Origin of the sequence: Olleya sp. AS48, from assembly GCF_038900355.1 — a bacterium.
Classification (GTDB): Bacteria; Bacteroidota; Bacteroidia; order Flavobacteriales; family Flavobacteriaceae; genus Olleya.
In genome coordinates, this window is sequence record NZ_JBBMRD010000010.1 from 114,317 (window position 1) to 134,716 (window position 20,400).

Genomic DNA, 20,400 nt, shown 5'->3' on the forward strand with positions numbered 1-20,400 from the left:
TATTATGCTTTAATAAAATTAATAACAGCTTTGTTTACGCTATCATCACGTAATCCATGACCAAAACCATCTGTAGTTAGTAATGTTGAATTTTTAAAGTTAGATGAAATTAGCTCAGCCTCATCATATTGTATAATCTTATCACCTTTATCGTGGATGATAAGTCCTTCTAAATTAATTTCTTTTGAAAATTTAGCTGCCGAGAAATGTGAAGGCATATAATTAAAACGTTCTAAAACTAGCTGATTTAGTCCATTTTCAATGCGCTTATTAAACCCTAACATGTTAACATAGTTTTTAAAAACATTTGTAAACTCTGAAGGTGCGCCAAGCAAAATCATTTTTTGTAAAGCGTCATTTTGGTATTTATGTTGAAAAAACACAGATGCCATTCCACCAACTGAATGTCCAACAATTACGTTAGCCTTGTAATGTTTTGCAACAACATTTAAAAACTCGGAATACAAAATAGCATTAAACTGCGTACCACTAGATTTACCATGAGCAGGACCATCTAAAGATACCACATTGTAATCTAAATCCTGTAAAGCTTCGACTAATTTTTTCCATCTAAAAGTATTGCTTTCCCAACCATGTGCAAGTAAGATGGTTTTTTTTGTACCTACCCAATGGTAAGTTTGTATGGTGTGGTCTTGATAGTTCAAAGTGTATTGGTTAGCTGTATTTAAAAACGGTTGATGTTTGTCTTTAAAACGTCCTTGTCTAGGTGTTGCAAAAATGTCTAATGCTTTTGCGCTAGCAAATTTAGGAGCAACATAACTAACCGCATTTAAACCGTTACCAATTATTTTAGGAAGTACTTTTGCGATTTTCTTTTTCATTTTTTTTTAGTCTTCTCTGTTTACCAAATCCATTGAAAATGCTGGAGTACAAATTGCAATATACTCGCAAGCAATTGTAAAAGGATTGGAGTATTGTACACGAGTATTTTTTTTAATTTTAATGGATTGTCCAGCTTCAAGGATTATTTCTTCACCTTCAATAATAAACTGTTTTTTACCTTTAATAATATAGGTGTACTCATCAAAAGCTGGTGTTTGAAAAGGTTCACTCCAACCTGCTGGAGCAATCATATGTGCTATACTAATATCTTTATTACCATCTGTGGCTAACCCAAAGTGCTCTTCAATAACTTTACCATCAGTTGTTGGTACAACAAATGGGCTGTTTTGGATTTTATATTTTTTGTCTTTCATTTTAAAAATTATAATTACTTAATATGCAATAATTAAGATTAATATCAAAAAAATTAACCTGAATTTATAGTTTAGGTTGCTTATTTATAGGTTATTAACTTAATGAATGGATTAAGTCTTAGACTCATATTTAACTATAATGTCTTCAATAGTTTTAACGTCCTGAATAGATAATAGTCTTCTGTCAATTAAAAAATCATTTTGATTATCAGAGACTAATTTTAATCCATAATCATTTCGATTAACTCTATTTAATTTATTTAAATCAAAAGATTTAGCAAACCAACCAACGGTTTTAATAGTATCGTCCTCTATTTTATATAAATCTCTTTTATCAAAAAAATAAGAATACAAATAAAATATTACCATAGGTATGGCTAATAATTGTAGTACATAGTTTTTGTGATTTTCAATTAAAAAGAAAGATAATCCAAATACCATCCAAAGTACAGCAGACAAAATATCTGCTTTTCTTTTTTTTACATTTTTGAATTCCATTTTATGTAAGACCTACCAACCTAAAATAAAGTGTTTAATCTTAGCGGTTTCTGGTATGTTTGCTTCCTCTATTTTTTTGTTCATATCAAATCTAAACTCTGATGGTAATTCATTTTTATCAATTAAGAAAAACGCATCGCTTTCTTTAACAAAAACGGAAGCACTTTTAAATGAATTTTGAATGCTTGTAATAGTATATTTTGCTTTAATATCTCCAAAAGTACTATTGCTAGTTATCCCTTTGTCTGTTTTAAATCTCGAGTCTTTTATCTTGATACTAGAGATTGTAGCAGTAGAGTCTAATGCTTGTTTTGGTGTTATGCTTAATAGGTGTTTACCTCCTTTTTCGTAAATTTCAATAGTATTTAAAGCACCTGTAAACTCGTCTCCAGCAATTGGACTTATTACTGAGTCGTTGATAAAGATAGTTTTTAAATCCTTGACTTGGGTTGAGTCTGTTAATAATCCAATATTTTGGTTTTGCACTAAATATGGATCTGCAGCTTTGTTACATGACGTTGCTAGTACAGCTAAAAGACCTAAGGTTACTATTGTTTTTTTCATTGAGGTTATATTGGTTTTGTTTCCGCTTAAGCGAAATTATTTTGTTTGTTATTCTTTTTATAAAAGTGATTATTTCATCACGCGTTTTAAAATTCCAAAAACGCTTCTAATAAATGTAGCACTTGTTAATACTTTGATAATTGGGTTTTGTGCAGTGCTACGTCTTCTTGTGGTTGTTGATCTAGATTGTTTTTCAGCTTTTTCTTTTTCAGCTTTTTTATCTTCTTCAAGTTGTAACGCGTTAGCAGCTTCTATTTTTTTATTTAAAAGCTCATAAGCGCTTTCACGATCTATGGTTTCGTTATATTTTAAAACTAACTTGGAGTCGTCCAATAAGTTTTGCAACTCTACGTCTGTTAACACATCCATTCTACTCATTGGTGCACGCATCATAGTGGCAGCTAATGGTGTTGGTCTTCCTTTTTCATCTAAAGCAGACACTAACGCTTCTCCAGTACCTAATGACGTTAATACATCTGCTGTATCATAGTATGCAGTATCTGGATAGTTTTGTGCTGTTAACTTTATGGCTTTTCTGTCTTTTGCTGTAAAGGCACGCAAAGCATGTTGGATTTTTAACCCTAATTGACTTAAAACACCTTCCGGTACATCTGTTGGGTTTTGTGTTACAAAGTATAACCCAACACCTTTACTACGTATTAGTTTAACAATGCTTTCTATTTGATTTAATAAGGCTTTTGAAGCTTCGTTAAATATCAAATGCGCTTCATCAATAAACATGATTAATTCTGGTTTTCCAGAGTCACCTTGTTCTGGTAAAGTCTCATATATTTCGGCCAATAAACTTAACATAAATGTCGAGAATAATTTTGGTCTGTCTTGTATGTCAGTAAGTCTAATAATGTTTATGTAACCATGACCATCTCTAGTGGTGCGTAATAAATCTTCGACCTCAAAACTTTTTTCGCCAAAAAATAAATCACCTCCTTGTTGCTCAATCTCGATAACTTTTCTTAAAATAGCTCCTGTTGATGCCGAAGAGATGCGACCATACTCGTCCTGAAATTCTTCTTTACCTTCATTAGTGCAATATTGTAATATTTTTTTAAAATCTTTTAAATCTAACAAGGGTAGTTTGTTGTCGTCACAATATTTAAAAATAACTGCTACAACGCCAGATTGCGTGTCTGTAAGATCCAAAATTCTAGATAGTAAAACAGGACCAAACTCGCTAATAGTTGCACGTAATCTTACACCATTTTGTTCGGATAAACTCATGATTTCAACAGGAAATCCTTTAGCTTCAAAGGGTAAACCTATTTTTGCATGACGTTCGTCAATTTTGGCATGTCCAGGACTAGGTTGTGCGATACCACTTAAATCTCCTTTAATATCCATAAGTAAGACCGGAATCCCTTTATCACTAAGGTTTTCTGCCAACACTTGTAACGTTTTAGTTTTACCAGTTCCAGTTGCACCAGCTATCAAACCATGCCTATTCATAGTTTTTAATGGTACGTTTACAAAAGCATCTTTTATAGTTTGACCATCTAACATTGCCGAACCTAACGTTATGTAGTCGCCTTTACAGGTATTTCCTTCTGTGATATGATTAAAAAATTCGTCTTGTCTACTCATTCTAAAAATATTTGATGTAAAAATACTAATCTTAGCGTAAATCATTGAAAACTTTCAACTTTAAATGCTTAAATTTTCCATTAGATAAGATTATATTTGCAAGCTATGAAGCAAGAGACACAAGATTTAGTTAACAAAGGATTAATGTTGCCTTTAATGGAAGAGTTTTACACTATCCAAGGAGAAGGTTTCCATAAAGGAACTGCTGCTTATTTTATAAGAATTGGTGGTTGCGATGTTGGTTGTCATTGGTGCGATGTTAAAGAAAGTTGGAATGCAGATTTACATCCTCCAACTAGTACAGATGTAATAGTTGCCAATGCTAAAAAGTATAGCGATACTGTAGTAGTAACAGGAGGAGAACCGTTAACTTGGGATATGACAGCATTAACCGATAAGCTTAAGGCTGAAGGTTGTAAAATCCATATTGAAACTTCTGGTGCTTATGAGTTAACTGGTCAATGGGATTGGATTTGCTTGTCTCCAAAAAAAATGAAACTGCCTACTCAAGGTGTTTATGATAAGGCACATGAGTTAAAATGTATTATCTATAATAAAGATGACTTTAAGTTTGCGGAAGCGCAAGCAGCTAAAGTTAATGGAGATTGTATTTTATATTTACAACCAGAATGGAGTAAACGTGATACAATGATACCAATGATTGTCGATTATGTTATGGCTAATCCTAAATGGAAAGTGTCGCTACAAACACACAAGTATCTTAATATTCCGTAAAATAGTTGTATTTTGCAACTATAGCTATTAATCATAGCGTAAGTAATCCTTATAAACTTAACATTATGATTAGAAATTTTTACAATGAAAAATGGAAACCTGTCCAGTTTGATGACAATGTTTCTGAAAATATGTCTTTTAAAATATCAAACCATGGACGACTTAGTAAAGTTGAAGATGGAGTAGATGTTTTGATAGAAAACCAATACCCTATTAATGGGTATAGTACAGTTCCTGTTATAAAAAAAGATGGTAAGCGTACAGCAAGATATATTCACAAATTAGTTGCACAACATCATTTAGATAAACCAGAAGACGCAAAATTTGTGCTCCACTTAGATTACGATAAAAGTAATAATGCAGTCGAAAATTTAAAATGGGCAACTAAACGTGAAAAGGAAATCCATCAATTTAAAAATCCGCATTATCTTACTAGAAAAAAAGTAATAACATCCTCTAAGTTAACCGAAACAGAGGTGATTAGACTTAAAAAGCGTCTTTTTGATCCAAATAGACGTACTAGATTAAAGATTTTAGCGCGACAATTTGGAGTTTCAGAAATGCAATTACATCGTATTAAAACTGGTGAAAATTGGGGACACGTAAAAGTGTAACTATTGTTTTATAAACTTAACTGTTTGTCGTCCACTATTATTATGAAAATCTAAGAAATAGATTCCAGTAGCTAAGTCTATAACCGGAAATTTATACTGTTTTTGGGTACCATTAGTTTTAATTACTTCTCTAGAAAGTTGTTTGACAAATCTACCGTTAGCGTCATAAAGCTCGATTAATAAATTATCATCACTTTTAAAATCTATTGAAAATTCAAGATTGTTTTTAACTGGATTTTTTAGTAATGTAACCTGTAATGGCGATTTTGCTGGTACAGAGAAATCTTCAGTATTTAAAGTTTGGTCTGTGTATTTGTAAATAGTAGTACCTGACGCATAAGCTTGACCTGATGAGGTAACAAATATTCGGTTTAAATTATTACCAATGTTTAAGTTTGTCCAAGTTAGTCCTCCATCTGTGGTTTCGTAAAAACCTGTGGTGTGTCCTCCAATCCATCCAAGGGTTTCGGATGTAAATCCAACTGCCTGTAAATGGGTTTCTGGTGCGTTAGTACTAAACCATGTTAAACCTCCATCAACAGACTTTATAAATTGTCCTAATGTGGTTGCTGTAGACTCCACAGCTCCAAAAATAATATTAGTGTTGTTTTCTAATACTTGTATTTTCCAAACGTAATCTCCAATAATATTGGAGTTATATATTTCAGTCCAGGAAGTTCCTCCATCGATAGTTTTTAAAATGATGCCTCCTGTTGCACTTTTTCCAGAAGCATAACCAATAGTTTCAGTTTCAAAATAAATTTCTACTAAAGCATCAGCGTACGCAGACATGTCTATAGATGTCCAATTGTTACCATTATCTGAAGATTTAATTATAAAAGCTGGACCAAAGTAAGCACCACATCCATAAATTGTTGAGGTTCCAACAGCATCTAATCCGCAAATAGCAACTGGATTTGGTGTTATATTAGTTATAGTTGTCCATGTTATACCACCATCTGTAGTTTTGTAAAAAAGACCATTTAAAGTACCTAAAAAGCCTACGTCTTCATTTAAAAATTCAATATTTCTAAAATAATGACTACTACCTAAATCCGTTTGATTTAGTTGTTCTGACCATGTTATACCACCATCTGTAGTTTTGTATACAGACGCATAAAAGCCATTTGCAGCCCAGCCTAAATTATCATCTAAAAAAAACACGTCATCAAAACGTTGATTGTTAGGATTAGAAGTAATATTAGGTAGTGGTTGCCAAGTAGCTTGAGCAGTTATGTTTAAGCTAAATAAAATAAATAAAAGAACAAATAATCTCATTGTGGTTTGGGGTTAACTATCAGATTGTAAAGTTAAGAATACTTTTAACTAACTAAAAAGTGATATATTGTAATGTAATATTATTTATTGTTGTAAAAATGTAAGCATTAATACGTTTAGTGTTTTAATTATGAAACATAAAGCTAATATTTGCTTCATCAATTAGAATTAAAGAATTTAAAATATAAAATTATGTGTGGAATTGTATGTGCTTTCGACCTAAAACAAAAAAGTGAAGATTTAAGACCTCAAGTGTTAGAAATGTCTAAAACTATTCGTCATCGTGGACCAGATTGGTCAGGTATTTATAGTGATGATAAAGCTATTTTAGCACATGAGCGTTTAGCAATTGTTGATCCTGCTTCAGGAAAACAACCATTGTTTAGTCCTGATAATAAATTGGTTTTAGCTGCAAATGGCGAAATATACAATCACAGAGATTTGCGTAAGCAATTTGAAGGCAAATATGATTTCCAAACGCAAAGCGACTGCGAAGTAATCTTAGCATTGTACCAAGAAAAAGGTGTTGATTTTGTAGATGAAATGAACGGAATCTTTGGATTTGCAATTTATGATGTAGAAAAAGATGAATATTTTATAGCACGTGACCACATGGGAATTATCCCATTATACATTGGTTGGGATCAAAACGGAACATTTTATGTTGCCTCAGAGCTTAAGGCTTTAGAAGGTGTATGTACCAAAATTGAATTATTTCCTCCAGGACATTATATGTCAAGTAAAGATGGTGAATTTGTAAAATGGTATAATAGAGATTGGAGTGATTATGAGGCTGTAAAAGATAACGAAACTAGTATTGCAGAAGTTAAAGAAGCTTTAGAAGCAGCAGTTCACAGACAGTTAATGAGTGATGTGCCTTACGGAGTTTTACTTTCAGGAGGATTAGATAGTTCTGTAACTTCTGCAATTGCAAAAAAATACGCGCAAAAACGTATAGAGTCAGATGACCAGTCGGATGCTTGGTATCCGCAATTACATAGCTTCTCTGTTGGGTTAGAAGGCTCGCCAGATTTAGCTGCAGCACAAAAAGTGGCAGATCATATTGGAACGGTACACCATGAAATTAAATTTACAATCCAAGAAGGTTTAGATGCTATTAAGGATGTAATTTATAACATAGAAACTTATGATATAACAACCATACGATCGTCAACACCTATGTATTTAATGGCTAGAGTTATTAAATCTATGGGAATTAAAATGGTATTATCAGGTGAAGGAGCAGATGAAATTTTTGGTGGATACTTATACTTTCATAAAGCACCAAATGCAAAAGAATTTCATGAAGAAACAGTGCGTAAGCTAGATAAATTACACATGTACGATTGTTTAAGAGCAAACAAAAGTTTAGCTGCTTGGGGAATTGAAGGACGTGTACCATTTTTAGATAAAGAGTTTATGGATGTAGCGATGCGCATTAACCCTCAAGATAAAATGATTAATGGAGAACGTATGGAAAAATGGGTAGTACGTAAGGCTTTTGAGGATATGTTACCAGAAAGTGTAGCTTGGAGGCAAAAAGAACAATTTAGCGATGGTGTTGGATATAGTTGGATTGACACACTTAAAGAAGTGGTTAATGAAGCAGTCACAGATGATCAAATGGCTAATGCTAAATTCCGTTTTCCAATACAAACACCACAAAACAAAGAAGAGTTTTACTATCGTTCTATTTTTGAAGAGCACTTCCCAAGTGATGCTGCAGCAAAAAGTGTACCTCAAGAAGCAAGTGTGGCGTGCAGTACAGCCACAGCGTTAGAGTGGGATGAGGCTTTTAAAAACATGAATGAGCCAAGTGGTCGTGCAATAGCAAACGTCCATGATAAGTCTTATGCTACATCTTAATTAAACAAAAATTAGCATAAAGTATATATATTAATAGCTTCAAAACCTCGCAAATGCGAGGTTTTGTGTTTTTTGGTCTTAAAAAAAACAATTAAGATTATCAAAATCTATTTTAAAGCGGTTTTTAAGCCTTTTAAGACACTTTTTCAATAATTAACAAATGTTAATAATTTTTAAGGACAACGCTTAAATACACTTGAAAAACGTTTTTAATTGTGTATATTTGTTTGTATTCAAAAGGATGCCTAATCGCATCTTTTTTTATGTCTTAATAACAGAAATAGATCATAAATAATATAAATATGAGCGAAAAAAAGGAAGAGTTTAACAAACACAATTATTCTGCTGATAGTATCCAAGCGCTAGAAGGAATGGAGCATGTACGTATGCGTCCTTCCATGTATATTGGAGATGTTGGTGTACGTGGTTTACACCATTTAGTATATGAGGTTGTAGATAACTCGATTGACGAAGCTTTAGCTGGTCATTGTGATAATATCACAGTAACAATTAACGAGGATAACTCAATCACAACTGAAGATGATGGTCGTGGTATTCCTGTAGATCTTCACAAAAAAGAAGGTATTTCTGCATTAGAGGTTGTAATGACTAAAATTGGTGCAGGAGGTAAGTTTGATAAAGATTCTTATAAAGTTTCTGGAGGACTTCACGGTGTTGGTGTAAGTTGTGTTAATGCATTATCAGAGCACCTAACAGCAACCGTTTATAGAGACGGTAAAATATGGGAACAAGAATATGAAAGAGGTAAATCTTTATATCCTGTAAAGGCAATTGGTGATACAGATAAAAGAGGTACAACTGTAACTTTTAAACCAGATTCGACAATTTTTACACAAACGCTAGAGTATAATTACGATACATTAGCAAGTAGAATGCGTGAATTGGCATACTTAAACAAAGGAATTACAATCCATTTAGTAGACAAAAGATTTACTAAAGAAGATGGTTCTTTTGAAGGAGAAACATTTCATAGTGAAGAAGGTCTTAAAGAGTTTATCAAGTTTTTAGACGGAAACAGAGAGCCTTTAATGAAAGATGTAATTTCTTTTGAAGGTGAGAAAAACGGAGTGCCTGTTGAGGTTGCAATGGTATATAATACTAGTTATGCAGAAAACTTACACTCTTATGTAAATAATATTAATACACATGAAGGTGGTACGCACCTTTCAGGTTTTAGACGTGGATTAACGCATACACTTAAAAAGTATGCTGACGAGTCTGGAATGTTAGACAAGTTAAAGTTTGATATAGCAGGAGATGACTTCCGTGAAGGTCTTACAGCAATTGTATCTGTAAAAGTACAAGAGCCACAATTTGAAGGACAAACTAAAACTAAATTAGGTAACCGTGAAGTGTCTGCATCTGTAAGTCAGGCAGTATCAGAAATGTTATCTGATTATTTAGAAGAACATCCAGATGATGCTAAAATCATTGTTCAAAAAGTAATTCTTGCAGCCCAAGCTAGACATGCAGCTCAAAAAGCGCGTGAAATGGTGCAGCGTAAAACAGTAATGAGTATAGGTGGTTTACCTGGAAAATTATCGGACTGCTCAGAGCAAGACCCATCTAAGTGTGAGGTTTACCTAGTCGAGGGAGATTCGGCAGGTGGAACTGCAAAACAAGGTCGTGATCGTGCATTTCAAGCCATTTTACCATTACGTGGTAAGATTTTGAACGTTGAAAAAGCAATGACACATAAGGTGTTTGAAAACGAAGAGATTAAAAATATCTTTACAGCTTTAGGTGTAACTATAGGTACCGAAGAAGATAGTAAGGCATTAAACCTTTCTAAATTAAGATACCACAAAATAGTAATCATGTGTGATGCCGATATTGATGGTTCGCACATTGAAACACTTATTTTAACATTCTTCTTTAGATTTATGAAAGAGTTAATTGAAAATGGACACATTTACATTGCTACTCCACCTTTATATTTAGTTAAAAAAGGAGCTAAAAAACAATATGCTTGGTCAGATGAAGAGCGTGTTGCTATTATGAAAGATTTTGGAGAGTCAGCAAAAATCCAACGTTATAAAGGTCTTGGAGAGATGAATGCAGAACAACTTTGGGATACAACTATGAATCCTGAATTTAGAACGCTACGTCAAATCCAAATCGATAATGGTGTTGAGGCTGATCGTGTATTTTCTATGTTAATGGGAGACGAGGTGCCACCACGTCGTGATTTTATTGAGAGAAATGCTATTTACGCAAACATCGATGCTTAAATAATAAATATAATTTTATATTGCAAAGGAAACATTTTTTTAAATGTTTCCTTTTTTTTATACCCAAATCTAAACTAAAAGTAACTTAAACATGTTAAAGCAAAAGCTTTTATTTATTGTTGCAATTGTATTTTGTAACTCGGCTTATTCTCAATTTGAAGATGTCAAAGCTGTAGCCGAAGATTTAATTTTTTTAACAGATCAATACATTACTCCAGCAGCCAATGCATCAGTATTTCAGGCTTCTGGAGGTTGGTATACTAGTGCTAAACCAAAAAATAAATTTGATGTAGAGTTATCTATTCAATATAACATGTTACTAATTCCGGATAATCAAAAAACGTTTTTAGTAAACCAAGCACAACTTCAAAATATAGGAATTCAAGGTAGTGCTACTTCATCACTAATACCATCCGCTTTAGGAGGAGATAACACTGTGGTTTTAGAAGGCTCAATAAATGATGAGGTATTTGAATTTGACGCACCAGAAGGTATTAATGCCAATACAGTACAACATGGTCAAGTCCAAGCAAGTATTGGTTTATGGAAAAAAACAAATGTAATTGTCAGGTTAGCGCCAAGTATTAAAATTAATAGCTCTGTATATAAATCGTTAGGTTTTGGAGTAATGCATAATCTAAATCAGTGGTTTAACGGAATTAAAAACAGTACTTATAATTTTGCTTTTTTAGGAACGTATTCTAATTATTCTGTTGACGAGGATTTTAACGAAGCAGATTTAATAATAGGTAAGATTAACGCAATAAAAGTGGATGGTCAATCGTATGGATTTAATCTTATTTCATCTAAAACCTTTAGCAATTTTGACGTCTCACTAGGCTTGGGATTAGCAACATCAAATTTTGATTATAAAGTAGGAGGAGAAGGTGATTTGCTGCTAGAGATACTTAATACTGGTTTAGAAACGTTAAGTAAAAGTAAAACAAATTTTAAATCAGATTTGTCTGTTAATTACAACTTAGATAATTTTTCAATAAATACAATGTTGACCTTTGGTGCTTACTCTAACATTGTTATTGGTTTAAATTATAATTTTATTTAAAACCATTTCATTAAAATTATCGTAAAATATAGTATAATTAAAAATTTTTAAAATGAAAAAACTACTTACAGTAATAAGTTTAATACTTTTTTCTCAAAGCAATATCGCTCAGCAAAATTTAAACGATTTGTTAGCAGCAGGTGTTAATGATGCAAAAACCTTCTCTGAAAGTTATTTATTACCAGCCACAAATGGATTGGCTTATGGCATAAGTTCGGGTTGGTTTAACAATGCAAAAACACCTAAAAAATATAGTTTTGAATTGTCTATTATTGGTAATACTTCTTTTATTAAAGATGAAAATAAAAGTTTTAATTTAAATGTATCTAATTTCGAAAACATTAGATTTCCAGACGATAGTCCTTCAAAAAATGTAGCGACAGCATTAGGCCATAATGATCCAGAGGTTACTGTTTTGGTAACTTATCAAGATCCAATATTTGGTAATCAAGAAGTGGAATTGACTTTACCAACAGGAATTGGATCATCAAATGTAGATTTAATTCCAACAGCTTTTTTGCAAGGTAGTTTTGCATTGTTTGAAGGGACACAAATTAAAGGTCGATTTTTTCCAAAAGTAGAAACCGAAGACGTTAAGATAGGGTTGTATGGTGTTGGTATACAGCAAGAATTTACCACCTGGTTACCAGAAGACAGTAATTTTCCGTTAGCTATATCAGGTTTAGTATCGTACACGCATTTAGACGCAAATTATGATTTTACAAATACTGAAGTAGTGGATGGCGAAAATCAACAAGTACAAACCAATGTTAACAGTTTATTGTTTCAGTTAATAGCAGGTACAAATTTTGAGGTTTTAAACTTTTATGGTGCAGTAGGTTACTTAAGTGCAACCTCAGAAACAGATTTATTGGGTACATACAGAGTGTCTGATGGTATTTTATTTTCAGAAGAAATTGTCGATCCTTTTTCAGTAGACTCTAAAACAAACGGAGTAACAGCAACACTTGGCGCAAATGTGAAGGCAGGATTTTTTGGCATAAATGCCTCTTATACCTTAGCCGATTTTGACACAGCATCTCTAGGAATTAATTTCATGTTCTAGAATTATTATTTTCTTAATAAAAAGTAATTTTAAAATGTTAATTTTGTAAAACTTAAAACAAACACAATTAATTTTTTAAATACAAAATACATATGAAAGTAACAGTAGTTGGAGCAGGAGCAGTTGGAGCAAGTTGTGCAGAATATATTGCCATTAAAAACTTTGCGTCAGAAGTTGTTTTATTAGACATTAAAGAAGGTTTTGCCGAAGGTAAAGCAATGGATTTAATGCAAACAGCCTCTTTAAACGGTTTTGATACAAAAATAACAGGTGTAACTAATGACTATAGTCAAACTGCAGGTAGTGATATTTGCGTTATTACTTCTGGTATTCCTAGAAAACCAGGGATGACTCGTGAAGAGTTAATTGGTATTAATGCAGGAATAGTTAAAACAGTATCAGCTAGTTTAATTAAAAACTCGCCAGATACAATAATCATAGTTGTTAGTAATCCAATGGATACAATGACTTATTTAGTACACAAAACTACAGGTTTACCAAAAAATAGAATCATCGGAATGGGTGGAGCTTTAGATTCTGCACGTTTTAAATACAGATTAGCAGAAGCTTTAGGTGCGCCAATTAGCGATGTTGACGGTATGGTAATTGGTGGACACTCTGATAAAGGGATGGTACCATTAACTGCACACGCAACTAGAAACAGTGTAAAAGTATCTGAGTTTTTATCTGAAGACAGATTAGACCAAGTAAAAGAGGATACTAAAGTAGGAGGAGCAACTTTAACTAAATTATTAGGGACTTCGGCTTGGTATGCGCCAGGAGCAGCAGTAAGCGGATTAGTTCAGGCTATTGCTTGTGACCAGAAAAAAATGTTCCCATGTTCTGTATTATTAGATGGAGAATACGGATTAAAAGACTTATGTATTGGTGTTCCAGTAATTTTAGGTCGTAACGGAATCGAAAAAATTGTAGAGATAAACCTAAGTGATGCCGAAAAAGCACACATGCAAGAAAGTGCAAAAGGTGTATCTGCAACAAACGGATTATTAGAACTATAATTTTTAATACCAGTTGTAAAATTTGTTATGGCAAGGTAATTGCCTATAATAAGTAAAAACAACATAAATTTTAATTAACCTTAACAAATTTTACAAAAATGAAAAAATTAGTATTCTTATTAGTGGCAACTTTTAGTTTGTCTATGGTTGCTCAAGAGCAGATTACAGAAGGTGTAGTGTCTTCTAAAATGACAATGTCAAGTAGTAACGAACAAATGAATGAGCAGTTTGCTATGATTGGTGATATTGCTATTGTTACTTATTTTAAAGCAGACAAAACTAGATCAGAAACTAACAATCCAATGTCTGGAGAAACAGTTTCTATTATTGATACACAATCTAAAAAGATGTTAACTTTACTTAATAACCCAATGATGGGTAAAATGTATTCGTTAACAGACATAGCAGAATCTCCTGATAAGTCTGATGTTAAAATCACTAAAGGTGATGAAACTAAGACTATCTTAGGTTACGAGTGTCAAGAGTATAACGTTGTAATGAATCAAGATGGTGTTGACATGAAAATGGATGTTTATACTACCGAAGCTATTGTTGCTGCAAACCAACAGACTGTAGAGTTTGGAGAAGATTTTAAAGGATTTCCATTATTAATGAATATTAATGTAAATCAAGCTGGTATGGATATGTCAATGACTTATGAAGTAACAGAAGTTAAAAAAGAAACTGTTGCAGACGATAAGTTTTCTATGACGCCTCCAGAAGGATATGAGTTAATGGAAGGAATGTAAAATTTACATTTTATTAGATATTTAAAAGAGTGCCTCAAAAAAGGCACTCTTTTTTTGTTTTAAACACTTATTTAATTACTTAAAGACTATACAAATAAAGTCTTATTTTTTATATTTGACGCATGAAGTCTAAATGGTACTTTGGCATTGTAATTACTGCACTTACATTTTTTGTTGTTAGTCAACAACAAATCACTGTACCTAACCAACAAATTGTATTTCAATTTTCCGATAATCAAGCAACTGTTTCTCAGACAGAAAAAGCAATACATGCTATAAAAGCGCAACTTGAAAATATTGGTGTAAAAAACACACAAGTTTTTGAGCAAAACGGAATTTTAAAAATCACCTATTATAGCGATATAGCAATAACTGAGGTGAAATCTTTTTTATTAAAAGAAAAACTAATCTACAATAGCGGTAAAGAAAGTCTCCCAAATAGTCCTTTAGATAATGGTTATAACGTAGATGTTTTTGAAATTAAAGCCAACACACAATCAGGTATTGGTTTTGACGGAAAGTTTATAGTAGAAGCAAAACAAGAGTATACTAGAGCATCACAGGTAGTGCTATCATTTTCTGGGATAACAGAAAATATATTACAATTAACCAGTCCTGTAAAAGTAACTCCAAAAGTAAATACTAATAACTCTATTAGTATAGATAAAGGAAACTTCAACATTCCAGAAGGTAGAGCAGGACCACAAGCTTAATTTTTTTTAGTAAAACATTTTTCGCTATATAGTACTTGCTATTTAGGCGTTAAACAATTCATTTTAAACCATTAAAAATAATTGTCAAATCTTCGTGTAAACTATATATTTGCGCGATTAAAAATTTGATTAAATAAACAAAACCATGCAAAATAAAGGATTAGTAAAACTATTTGCAGTATTGTTTGGATTGGTAAGTATTTACCAATTGTCTTTCACATTTAAAAATAATGCGATTGAAAACAATGCAGCACAAGTAGCTGAAAGCAAAATTGACGCTTCAGCAGATGACCGTAAAAACCAAGTAAGCGAGTATGCTACTAAGTATTTAGATTCGTTAGCAACATCAAAAGAAAGTGTATTTTTAGGAAACACTTATGGAGACGTTAAGCAAAACTCAATGAAGTTAGGTCTAGACCTTAGAGGAGGTTTAGAAGCAATACTTCAAATCTCTGTAAGAGATTTATTAATGGGATTATCTAACGAAAGTAAGGATCCTACATTTAGAAAAGCATTAGATGATGCTGACGAAATGCAAAAAGATAGTCAAAATACATATTTAGATGACTTCTTTACTGCTTTTGATGCAATCAAAGGAGATAAAAAATTAGCATCTCCAGATATTTTTGCTAACAGATCTTTAGTTGGTGAGATTGATTTAAACATGTCTGATAGTGATGCTAAAGCTGTATTAGCAACTAAAGTAGACGAGTCTATCGTTTCTGCTTTTGAAGTATTACGTAAGCGTATTGACGAGTTTGGTGTAACATCTCCAAACATCCAACGTTTAGGTAACTCTGGACGTGTATTATTAGAATTACCAGGTGTTAGAGACGTAGCACGTGCTACAGAGTTAATTACAACTACTGCTCAATTAGAGTTTTGGGAAGGATTAAAAGCAGAGCAGTTTAATCAATTTTTAGTTCAAGCTAACGATGTATTAAAAGCAAAGCTTGAAACTAAAACTACAGAAGGAGAAACTCCTGCTGCAGACACAGAAATGACTGATGAAGAGAAAGCTATCGCTGCGCTTACAGGTGAAGAAAACGAAACAGTAAATGAAGTTAACCCATTATTAGATCTAATTGCAGGTCCTGGTTTTGGAGCAACTTTAGCGCAGTTTAATATTGAAGATAAAGACAAAGTATTAAGCTATTTAGCTATGCCAGAAGTTGTGGCATTATTACCATCAGAATTAAAATATACTAAGTTTTTATTTGGTAAGCCAGCTGAAGACAGTGAGTTAGTAGACCTATTTGTATTAAATGGAAACAGAGATAATGAGCCACCATTAAATGGAGCAGTAGTTACAGATGCGCGTCAATCTTACAACCAAGCAAACAAGGTTGTAGTTAGCATGCAAATGAATAGTAAAGGAGCAAAAATCTGGGAGAAAATGACAGGTGATGCTTTTAAAACTCAAAGTCAAATTGCTGTTGTTTTAGATAACACAGTATATTCTGCACCTACATCATCTTCTGGACCAATTGCAGGAGGTAACACAGAGATTTCTGGAAGCTTTAAATTAAGTGAGGCTACGGATTTAGCAAACGTGTTACGTGCAGGTAAATTACCAGCTCGTGCAGAGATTATTCAAAGTAGTATAGTTGGACCTTCATTAGGTCAAGAAGCTATTGAAAGTGGTACAATGTCATTTGGTATTGCATTAGCATTAGTTTTAATTTGGATGGCATTTTACTATGGTAAAGCAGGGTTATTTGCAGACATCGCAATGTTATTTAACATCTTATTAATTTTTGGAGTATTATCAGGTATTGGAGCAGTGTTAACACTTCCAGGTATTGCAGGTATCGTTTTAACAATTGGTATGTCTGTGGATGCAAACGTACTTATCTTTGAGCGTATCAGGGAAGAACTATCAAAAGGAAAAGACCAGAAGTCAGCAATTCAAGATGGATTTAGTAATGCATTATCATCTATTTTGGATGCCAACATTACAACAGGTTTAACTGCATTAATCTTATTTGTTTTTGGTACAGGACCAATTAAAGGATTTGCAACTACTTTATTAATAGGTATTGGTACATCTTTATTTACAGCAATCTTTATCACTAGATTACTAGTAGATTGGTATGCTAACAGAGGTGGTAAATTAGACTTCTCAACTGGATTAACTAAAAACTTATTCAGAAACATTAATATCGCGTTCCTTACAAAACGCAAAGTAGCTTACATTATTTCTGCAGTAGCATTAGTAGTAAGTTTAGGATCTTTATTTACAAACGGATTAGATCAAGGTATTGACTTTGTTGGAGGACGTACAACACAAGTTAGATTTGCAGAGCCAGTAAGTGCAGTAGAGATTGAAGGTCTTTTAGCCTCTCAAGAGGTATTTGGAAGTGCGACAGTAAAAACTGTTGGAGACGAGAATAACTTAAAAATTTCGACTAAGTATAAGATTAACGAAACAGCAAACGAAATTGACGAAGAAGTCAGAGTTAAAATGTACGATGCATTACAACCTTACTTAAAAGGAGTATCGTTTGAAGATTTTAAAGACCTATCTAAAGCTAACAAGCAAGTAGGGATTATGGATCAATACAAAGTAAGTCCATCAATTGCAGATGATATTAAGCAAGCCTCTTTCTGGGCAGTCTTAGGGTCATTAGTAGTCGTGTTCTTATACATCTTATTCCGTTTCAAGAGATGGCAATTCTCACTTGGTGCAGTAGCAGCAGTATTCCATGATGTTATCATCGTATTAGGAGTATTCTCTTTAACATACAAGTTTATGCCATTTTCAATGGAAATTGACCAAGCATTTATTGCAGCAATCCTTACAGTAATTGGATACTCATTAAATGATACGGTTGTAGTATTTGACAGAATTCGTGAGTTTTTTAACGAGCACACAGACTGGCCATTTAGTAAAGTAATTGATACCTCATTAAGTAGTACTTTAAGTCGTACGTTAAATACGTCTTTAACTACTTTAGTAGTATTATTAGCAATCTTTATTTTTGGTGGAGACTCAATCAGAGGATTTATGTTTGCCTTAATCATTGGTGTAGTAGTAGGTACGTACTCATCTTTATTTATAGCAACGCCAATCATGTTTGATTTTGTTAAAAAAGGAAATGCAGCAGACGCATTAAAAAAGAAAGAAGTAGTAGTTGACGAAACAGTAGTAAAGTAGTCATAAACTAAACCCAATATAAAAAGCCTTTCTATTAATTTAGAAAGGCTTTTTTGTTTTGCGTCATTGCCAGTAGAGTTAAGCACTCTTTTTAAATTAAGTCATATGATATTTCTTGGGCGTTACCTACTTTTGCTTTTAGTAGCAAAAGTACGTCAGGCTTTCCGTTACAATCTTTTTGCTCGTGCCTCACAAAAAGGATTTCCACATCAATCCTTAACGCAAATGCAGACCTTACATTAAGCCAATACTAAAGTTTAAACTAATGACTAAGCTATAAGTATATTATCAATAAAAGCTTTAAACCACTAAGAGTCTTAAGTACTATCATGCGTAATTAGTTTGTATAGTATTAGTCATGCATTAAATAGATGTGGTTATTAATGTAATAACTTATAACCTAAAATATAAGCACAAAAAAAAGCCTAATTGTAACTTTTACAATTAGGCTTTTTATATCTATAAATAATGGTTTTATTTTTCTAACATGTACTCAAAGTAGTCCATTTTATCTCCTACGTCAAGTAAAAGTTTTTGTGCTGTTCCTGCATTAACCTCTAGCACAAATTGTGCAGGAGTATTAGATGGTAAGCTGCTTTGATCCATTGGTTTTGCGTTTTCCTGAAAACTAACAATAGTTTTATTATGATCAAAAAAGATAAGGTCCAATGGTATACGCGTGTTTTTCATGTAAAATGATCGCATTTGTACGTCATTAAAAGCAAACAACATACCTTGATCATCTTTCATACTATCACGATACATCAAGCCTGTTTGGATTTCGTAATCTGTTTTAGCAACCTCTATGTTAAAAACCTTAATAATAGTATCTGTAGTCCCTTTAAACAAAGTTAACTCTCCTTCCTTTTTAAAGTTTACTTCAACAGGAGCAATAGCTTCCTTTTCTTTTTTACAAGACGTAATGCTTACAAGTAAAACTAAGCTAAAAAGTATAGTCGTATAGTTTTTTAAATTTCTCATTATTTGATACTTGTTTTTGGTTTAAATAAAAACATAAAATATAATCCAATTAATATAAATGGGATACTTAACCATTGTCCTGTGTTAAGTCCAAACCAATTAATAAACTCTTCTCCTTGTGGCTCTTTAACAAACTCCACAAAAAATCTAACACTCCATAGTAGTATTAAAAATAATCCGAATAAAAATCCTGTTTGATCTTTTTTAGTTGTTTTAGTGTATACAAACCATAAAATTAAAAAAACAAATATGTAGCAAAACGACTCGTATAACTGTGCAGCATGTCTATAAGGTATAGCGTTTAATAACTCTGACATATTTGGATTGTCTGTTATAGATGCGTATGCTTTTTTTACGTCTTTAATTCCTGTTTTTTGTACAATTTCATACTTATTATAATACTCTTGCACAAATCTAACACCTAAATCAGAGTCTGTTACTTTTCCAATAATTTCGGAATTTATAAAGTTACCTATTCTAATAAAAACTGCTCCAGACGCTACAGGTATTACAATGCGATCTAAAATCCACATTAAGGATTTGTAGTTGTATTTGCGACGATATAATATCATTCCTATGATTATACCAATTGCAGCACCATGACTGGCTAATCCTTGAAAACCGGTAAACTCGAATCCACCATTAAATTTAAAGGGTAATAAAACACTTAATGGGTCTTGGGTAATTAGTTCTGGTTGGTAAAAAATGACATGTCCTAAACGTGCACCTAACATGGTTGCTAAAACAGTGTAAATAAATAATGGGTCTAAAAATTCTATATTTATTTTTTCGCGTTTAAAAATACGTTTCATTATGGCATGTCCAATAACAAACGCAGCAATCCACATGACACTGTAAAAATGAATTTTAAAATTTCCGATAATATCGATTCCAGTTAAAGGATTCCAATCGAATTTAAGTAAGTACATAGTTTAATTTTTGTAAGTGTAAATATAGTATTTATGCTTTATTTATTAGAATTACTTGACAAAGGTTTAGCAATAAATTAATGTTTGTACTAATTTTTGG

Annotated in this window: 18 protein-coding genes; 10 read left to right on the top strand and 8 right to left on the bottom strand. The window is 32.5% G+C overall.

Translation table 11 applies throughout. The features are described from left to right. Positions 1-2: 2 nt before the first annotated feature. The 5 genes from WNY60_RS12780 to WNY60_RS12800 form a co-directional block, all read right to left on the bottom strand. A complete protein-coding gene (locus WNY60_RS12780) occupies positions 3-842 on the bottom strand; it encodes an alpha/beta hydrolase (RefSeq protein ID WP_224742455.1) in 840 nt (279 codons plus the stop codon). A gap of 6 nt (positions 843-848) precedes the next feature. Continuing rightward, complete coding sequence (locus tag WNY60_RS12785; RefSeq protein WP_342862587.1) at positions 849-1,217, bottom strand: cupin domain-containing protein; 369 nt, start codon at positions 1,215-1,217, stop codon at positions 849-851. 111 nt (positions 1,218-1,328) lie between these two features. After that, the gene (locus WNY60_RS12790) at positions 1,329-1,715 is read right to left on the bottom strand and encodes a hypothetical protein (RefSeq protein WP_342862588.1); all 387 of its coding nucleotides are present in this window, start codon (positions 1,713-1,715) and stop codon (positions 1,329-1,331) included. A 12-nt stretch (positions 1,716-1,727) separates the two neighbouring features. After that, positions 1,728-2,279 carry a hypothetical protein gene (locus WNY60_RS12795; RefSeq protein ID WP_339808444.1) on the bottom strand — a complete coding sequence of 184 codons (552 nt, stop codon included), beginning with the start codon at positions 2,277-2,279 and terminating at the stop codon, positions 1,728-1,730. A 69-nt stretch (positions 2,280-2,348) separates the two neighbouring features. Beyond that, positions 2,349-3,878: a helicase HerA-like domain-containing protein gene (locus WNY60_RS12800; RefSeq protein WP_342862589.1), complete on the bottom strand. Its 1,530-nt coding sequence runs from the start codon at positions 3,876-3,878 to the stop codon at positions 2,349-2,351. A gap of 105 nt (positions 3,879-3,983) precedes the next feature. On the opposite strand from WNY60_RS12800, the gene WNY60_RS12805 reads away from it, so the two are divergent. Next, a complete protein-coding gene (locus WNY60_RS12805) occupies positions 3,984-4,613 on the top strand; it encodes a 7-carboxy-7-deazaguanine synthase QueE (protein WP_145000853.1) in 630 nt (209 codons plus the stop codon). Positions 4,614-4,678: 65 nt separating this feature from the next. Then, a complete protein-coding gene (locus WNY60_RS12810; protein ID WP_145000851.1) occupies positions 4,679-5,227 on the top strand; it encodes an HNH endonuclease in 549 nt (182 codons plus the stop codon). Here WNY60_RS12810 and WNY60_RS12815 read toward each other — a convergent pair whose 3' ends face one another. Beyond that, positions 5,228-6,505 (bottom strand): YCF48-related protein, encoded by a 1,278-nt coding sequence (locus WNY60_RS12815; protein WP_342862590.1) that lies wholly within the window; start codon positions 6,503-6,505, stop codon positions 5,228-5,230. It abuts the gene before it with no gap. A gap of 192 nt (positions 6,506-6,697) precedes the next feature. Between WNY60_RS12815 and asnB the strand changes: the two genes are divergently transcribed. The 8 genes from asnB to secDF all read left to right on the top strand — a co-directional run bounded on the left by asnB (position 6,698) and on the right by secDF (position 18,390). After that, a complete protein-coding gene (asnB, locus tag WNY60_RS12820; protein WP_145000847.1) occupies positions 6,698-8,371 on the top strand; it encodes an asparagine synthase B in 1,674 nt (557 codons plus the stop codon). A 302-nt stretch (positions 8,372-8,673) separates the two neighbouring features. Then, positions 8,674-10,623 carry a DNA topoisomerase (ATP-hydrolyzing) subunit B gene (gyrB, locus tag WNY60_RS12825; protein ID WP_145000845.1) on the top strand — a complete coding sequence of 650 codons (1,950 nt, stop codon included), beginning with the start codon at positions 8,674-8,676 and terminating at the stop codon, positions 10,621-10,623. Between the two features lie 91 nt (positions 10,624-10,714). Continuing rightward, positions 10,715-11,686 (top strand): DUF6588 family protein, encoded by a 972-nt coding sequence (locus WNY60_RS12830; protein WP_342862592.1) that lies wholly within the window; start codon positions 10,715-10,717, stop codon positions 11,684-11,686. Positions 11,687-11,738: 52 nt separating this feature from the next. Continuing rightward, complete coding sequence (locus WNY60_RS12835) at positions 11,739-12,752, top strand: DUF6588 family protein (RefSeq protein ID WP_342862593.1); 1,014 nt, start codon at positions 11,739-11,741, stop codon at positions 12,750-12,752. Positions 12,753-12,844: 92 nt separating this feature from the next. Further along, positions 12,845-13,771 (top strand): malate dehydrogenase, encoded by a 927-nt coding sequence (gene mdh / locus WNY60_RS12840; protein ID WP_145000839.1) that lies wholly within the window; start codon positions 12,845-12,847, stop codon positions 13,769-13,771. Between the two features lie 98 nt (positions 13,772-13,869). Then, positions 13,870-14,520, top strand: a complete 651-nt coding sequence (locus tag WNY60_RS12845) for a DUF4412 domain-containing protein (RefSeq protein WP_145000837.1) — start codon at positions 13,870-13,872, stop codon at positions 14,518-14,520. 122 nt (positions 14,521-14,642) lie between these two features. Then, a complete protein-coding gene (locus WNY60_RS12850; protein ID WP_342862594.1) occupies positions 14,643-15,233 on the top strand; it encodes a hypothetical protein in 591 nt (196 codons plus the stop codon). A gap of 145 nt (positions 15,234-15,378) precedes the next feature. Beyond that, positions 15,379-18,390: a protein translocase subunit SecDF gene (gene secDF / locus WNY60_RS12855; protein WP_342862595.1), complete on the top strand. Its 3,012-nt coding sequence runs from the start codon at positions 15,379-15,381 to the stop codon at positions 18,388-18,390. Between the two features lie 474 nt (positions 18,391-18,864). Here secDF and WNY60_RS12860 read toward each other — a convergent pair whose 3' ends face one another. After that, positions 18,865-19,371: a DUF192 domain-containing protein gene (locus tag WNY60_RS12860; protein ID WP_342862596.1), complete on the bottom strand. Its 507-nt coding sequence runs from the start codon at positions 19,369-19,371 to the stop codon at positions 18,865-18,867. Beyond that, entirely contained in the window at positions 19,371-20,300 is a 930-nt protein-coding gene (gene lgt / locus WNY60_RS12865; RefSeq protein WP_292946368.1) for a prolipoprotein diacylglyceryl transferase, read from the bottom strand. Before lgt ends, WNY60_RS12860 begins: the two co-directional genes overlap by 1 nt. Positions 20,301-20,400: the final 100 nt, after the last annotated feature.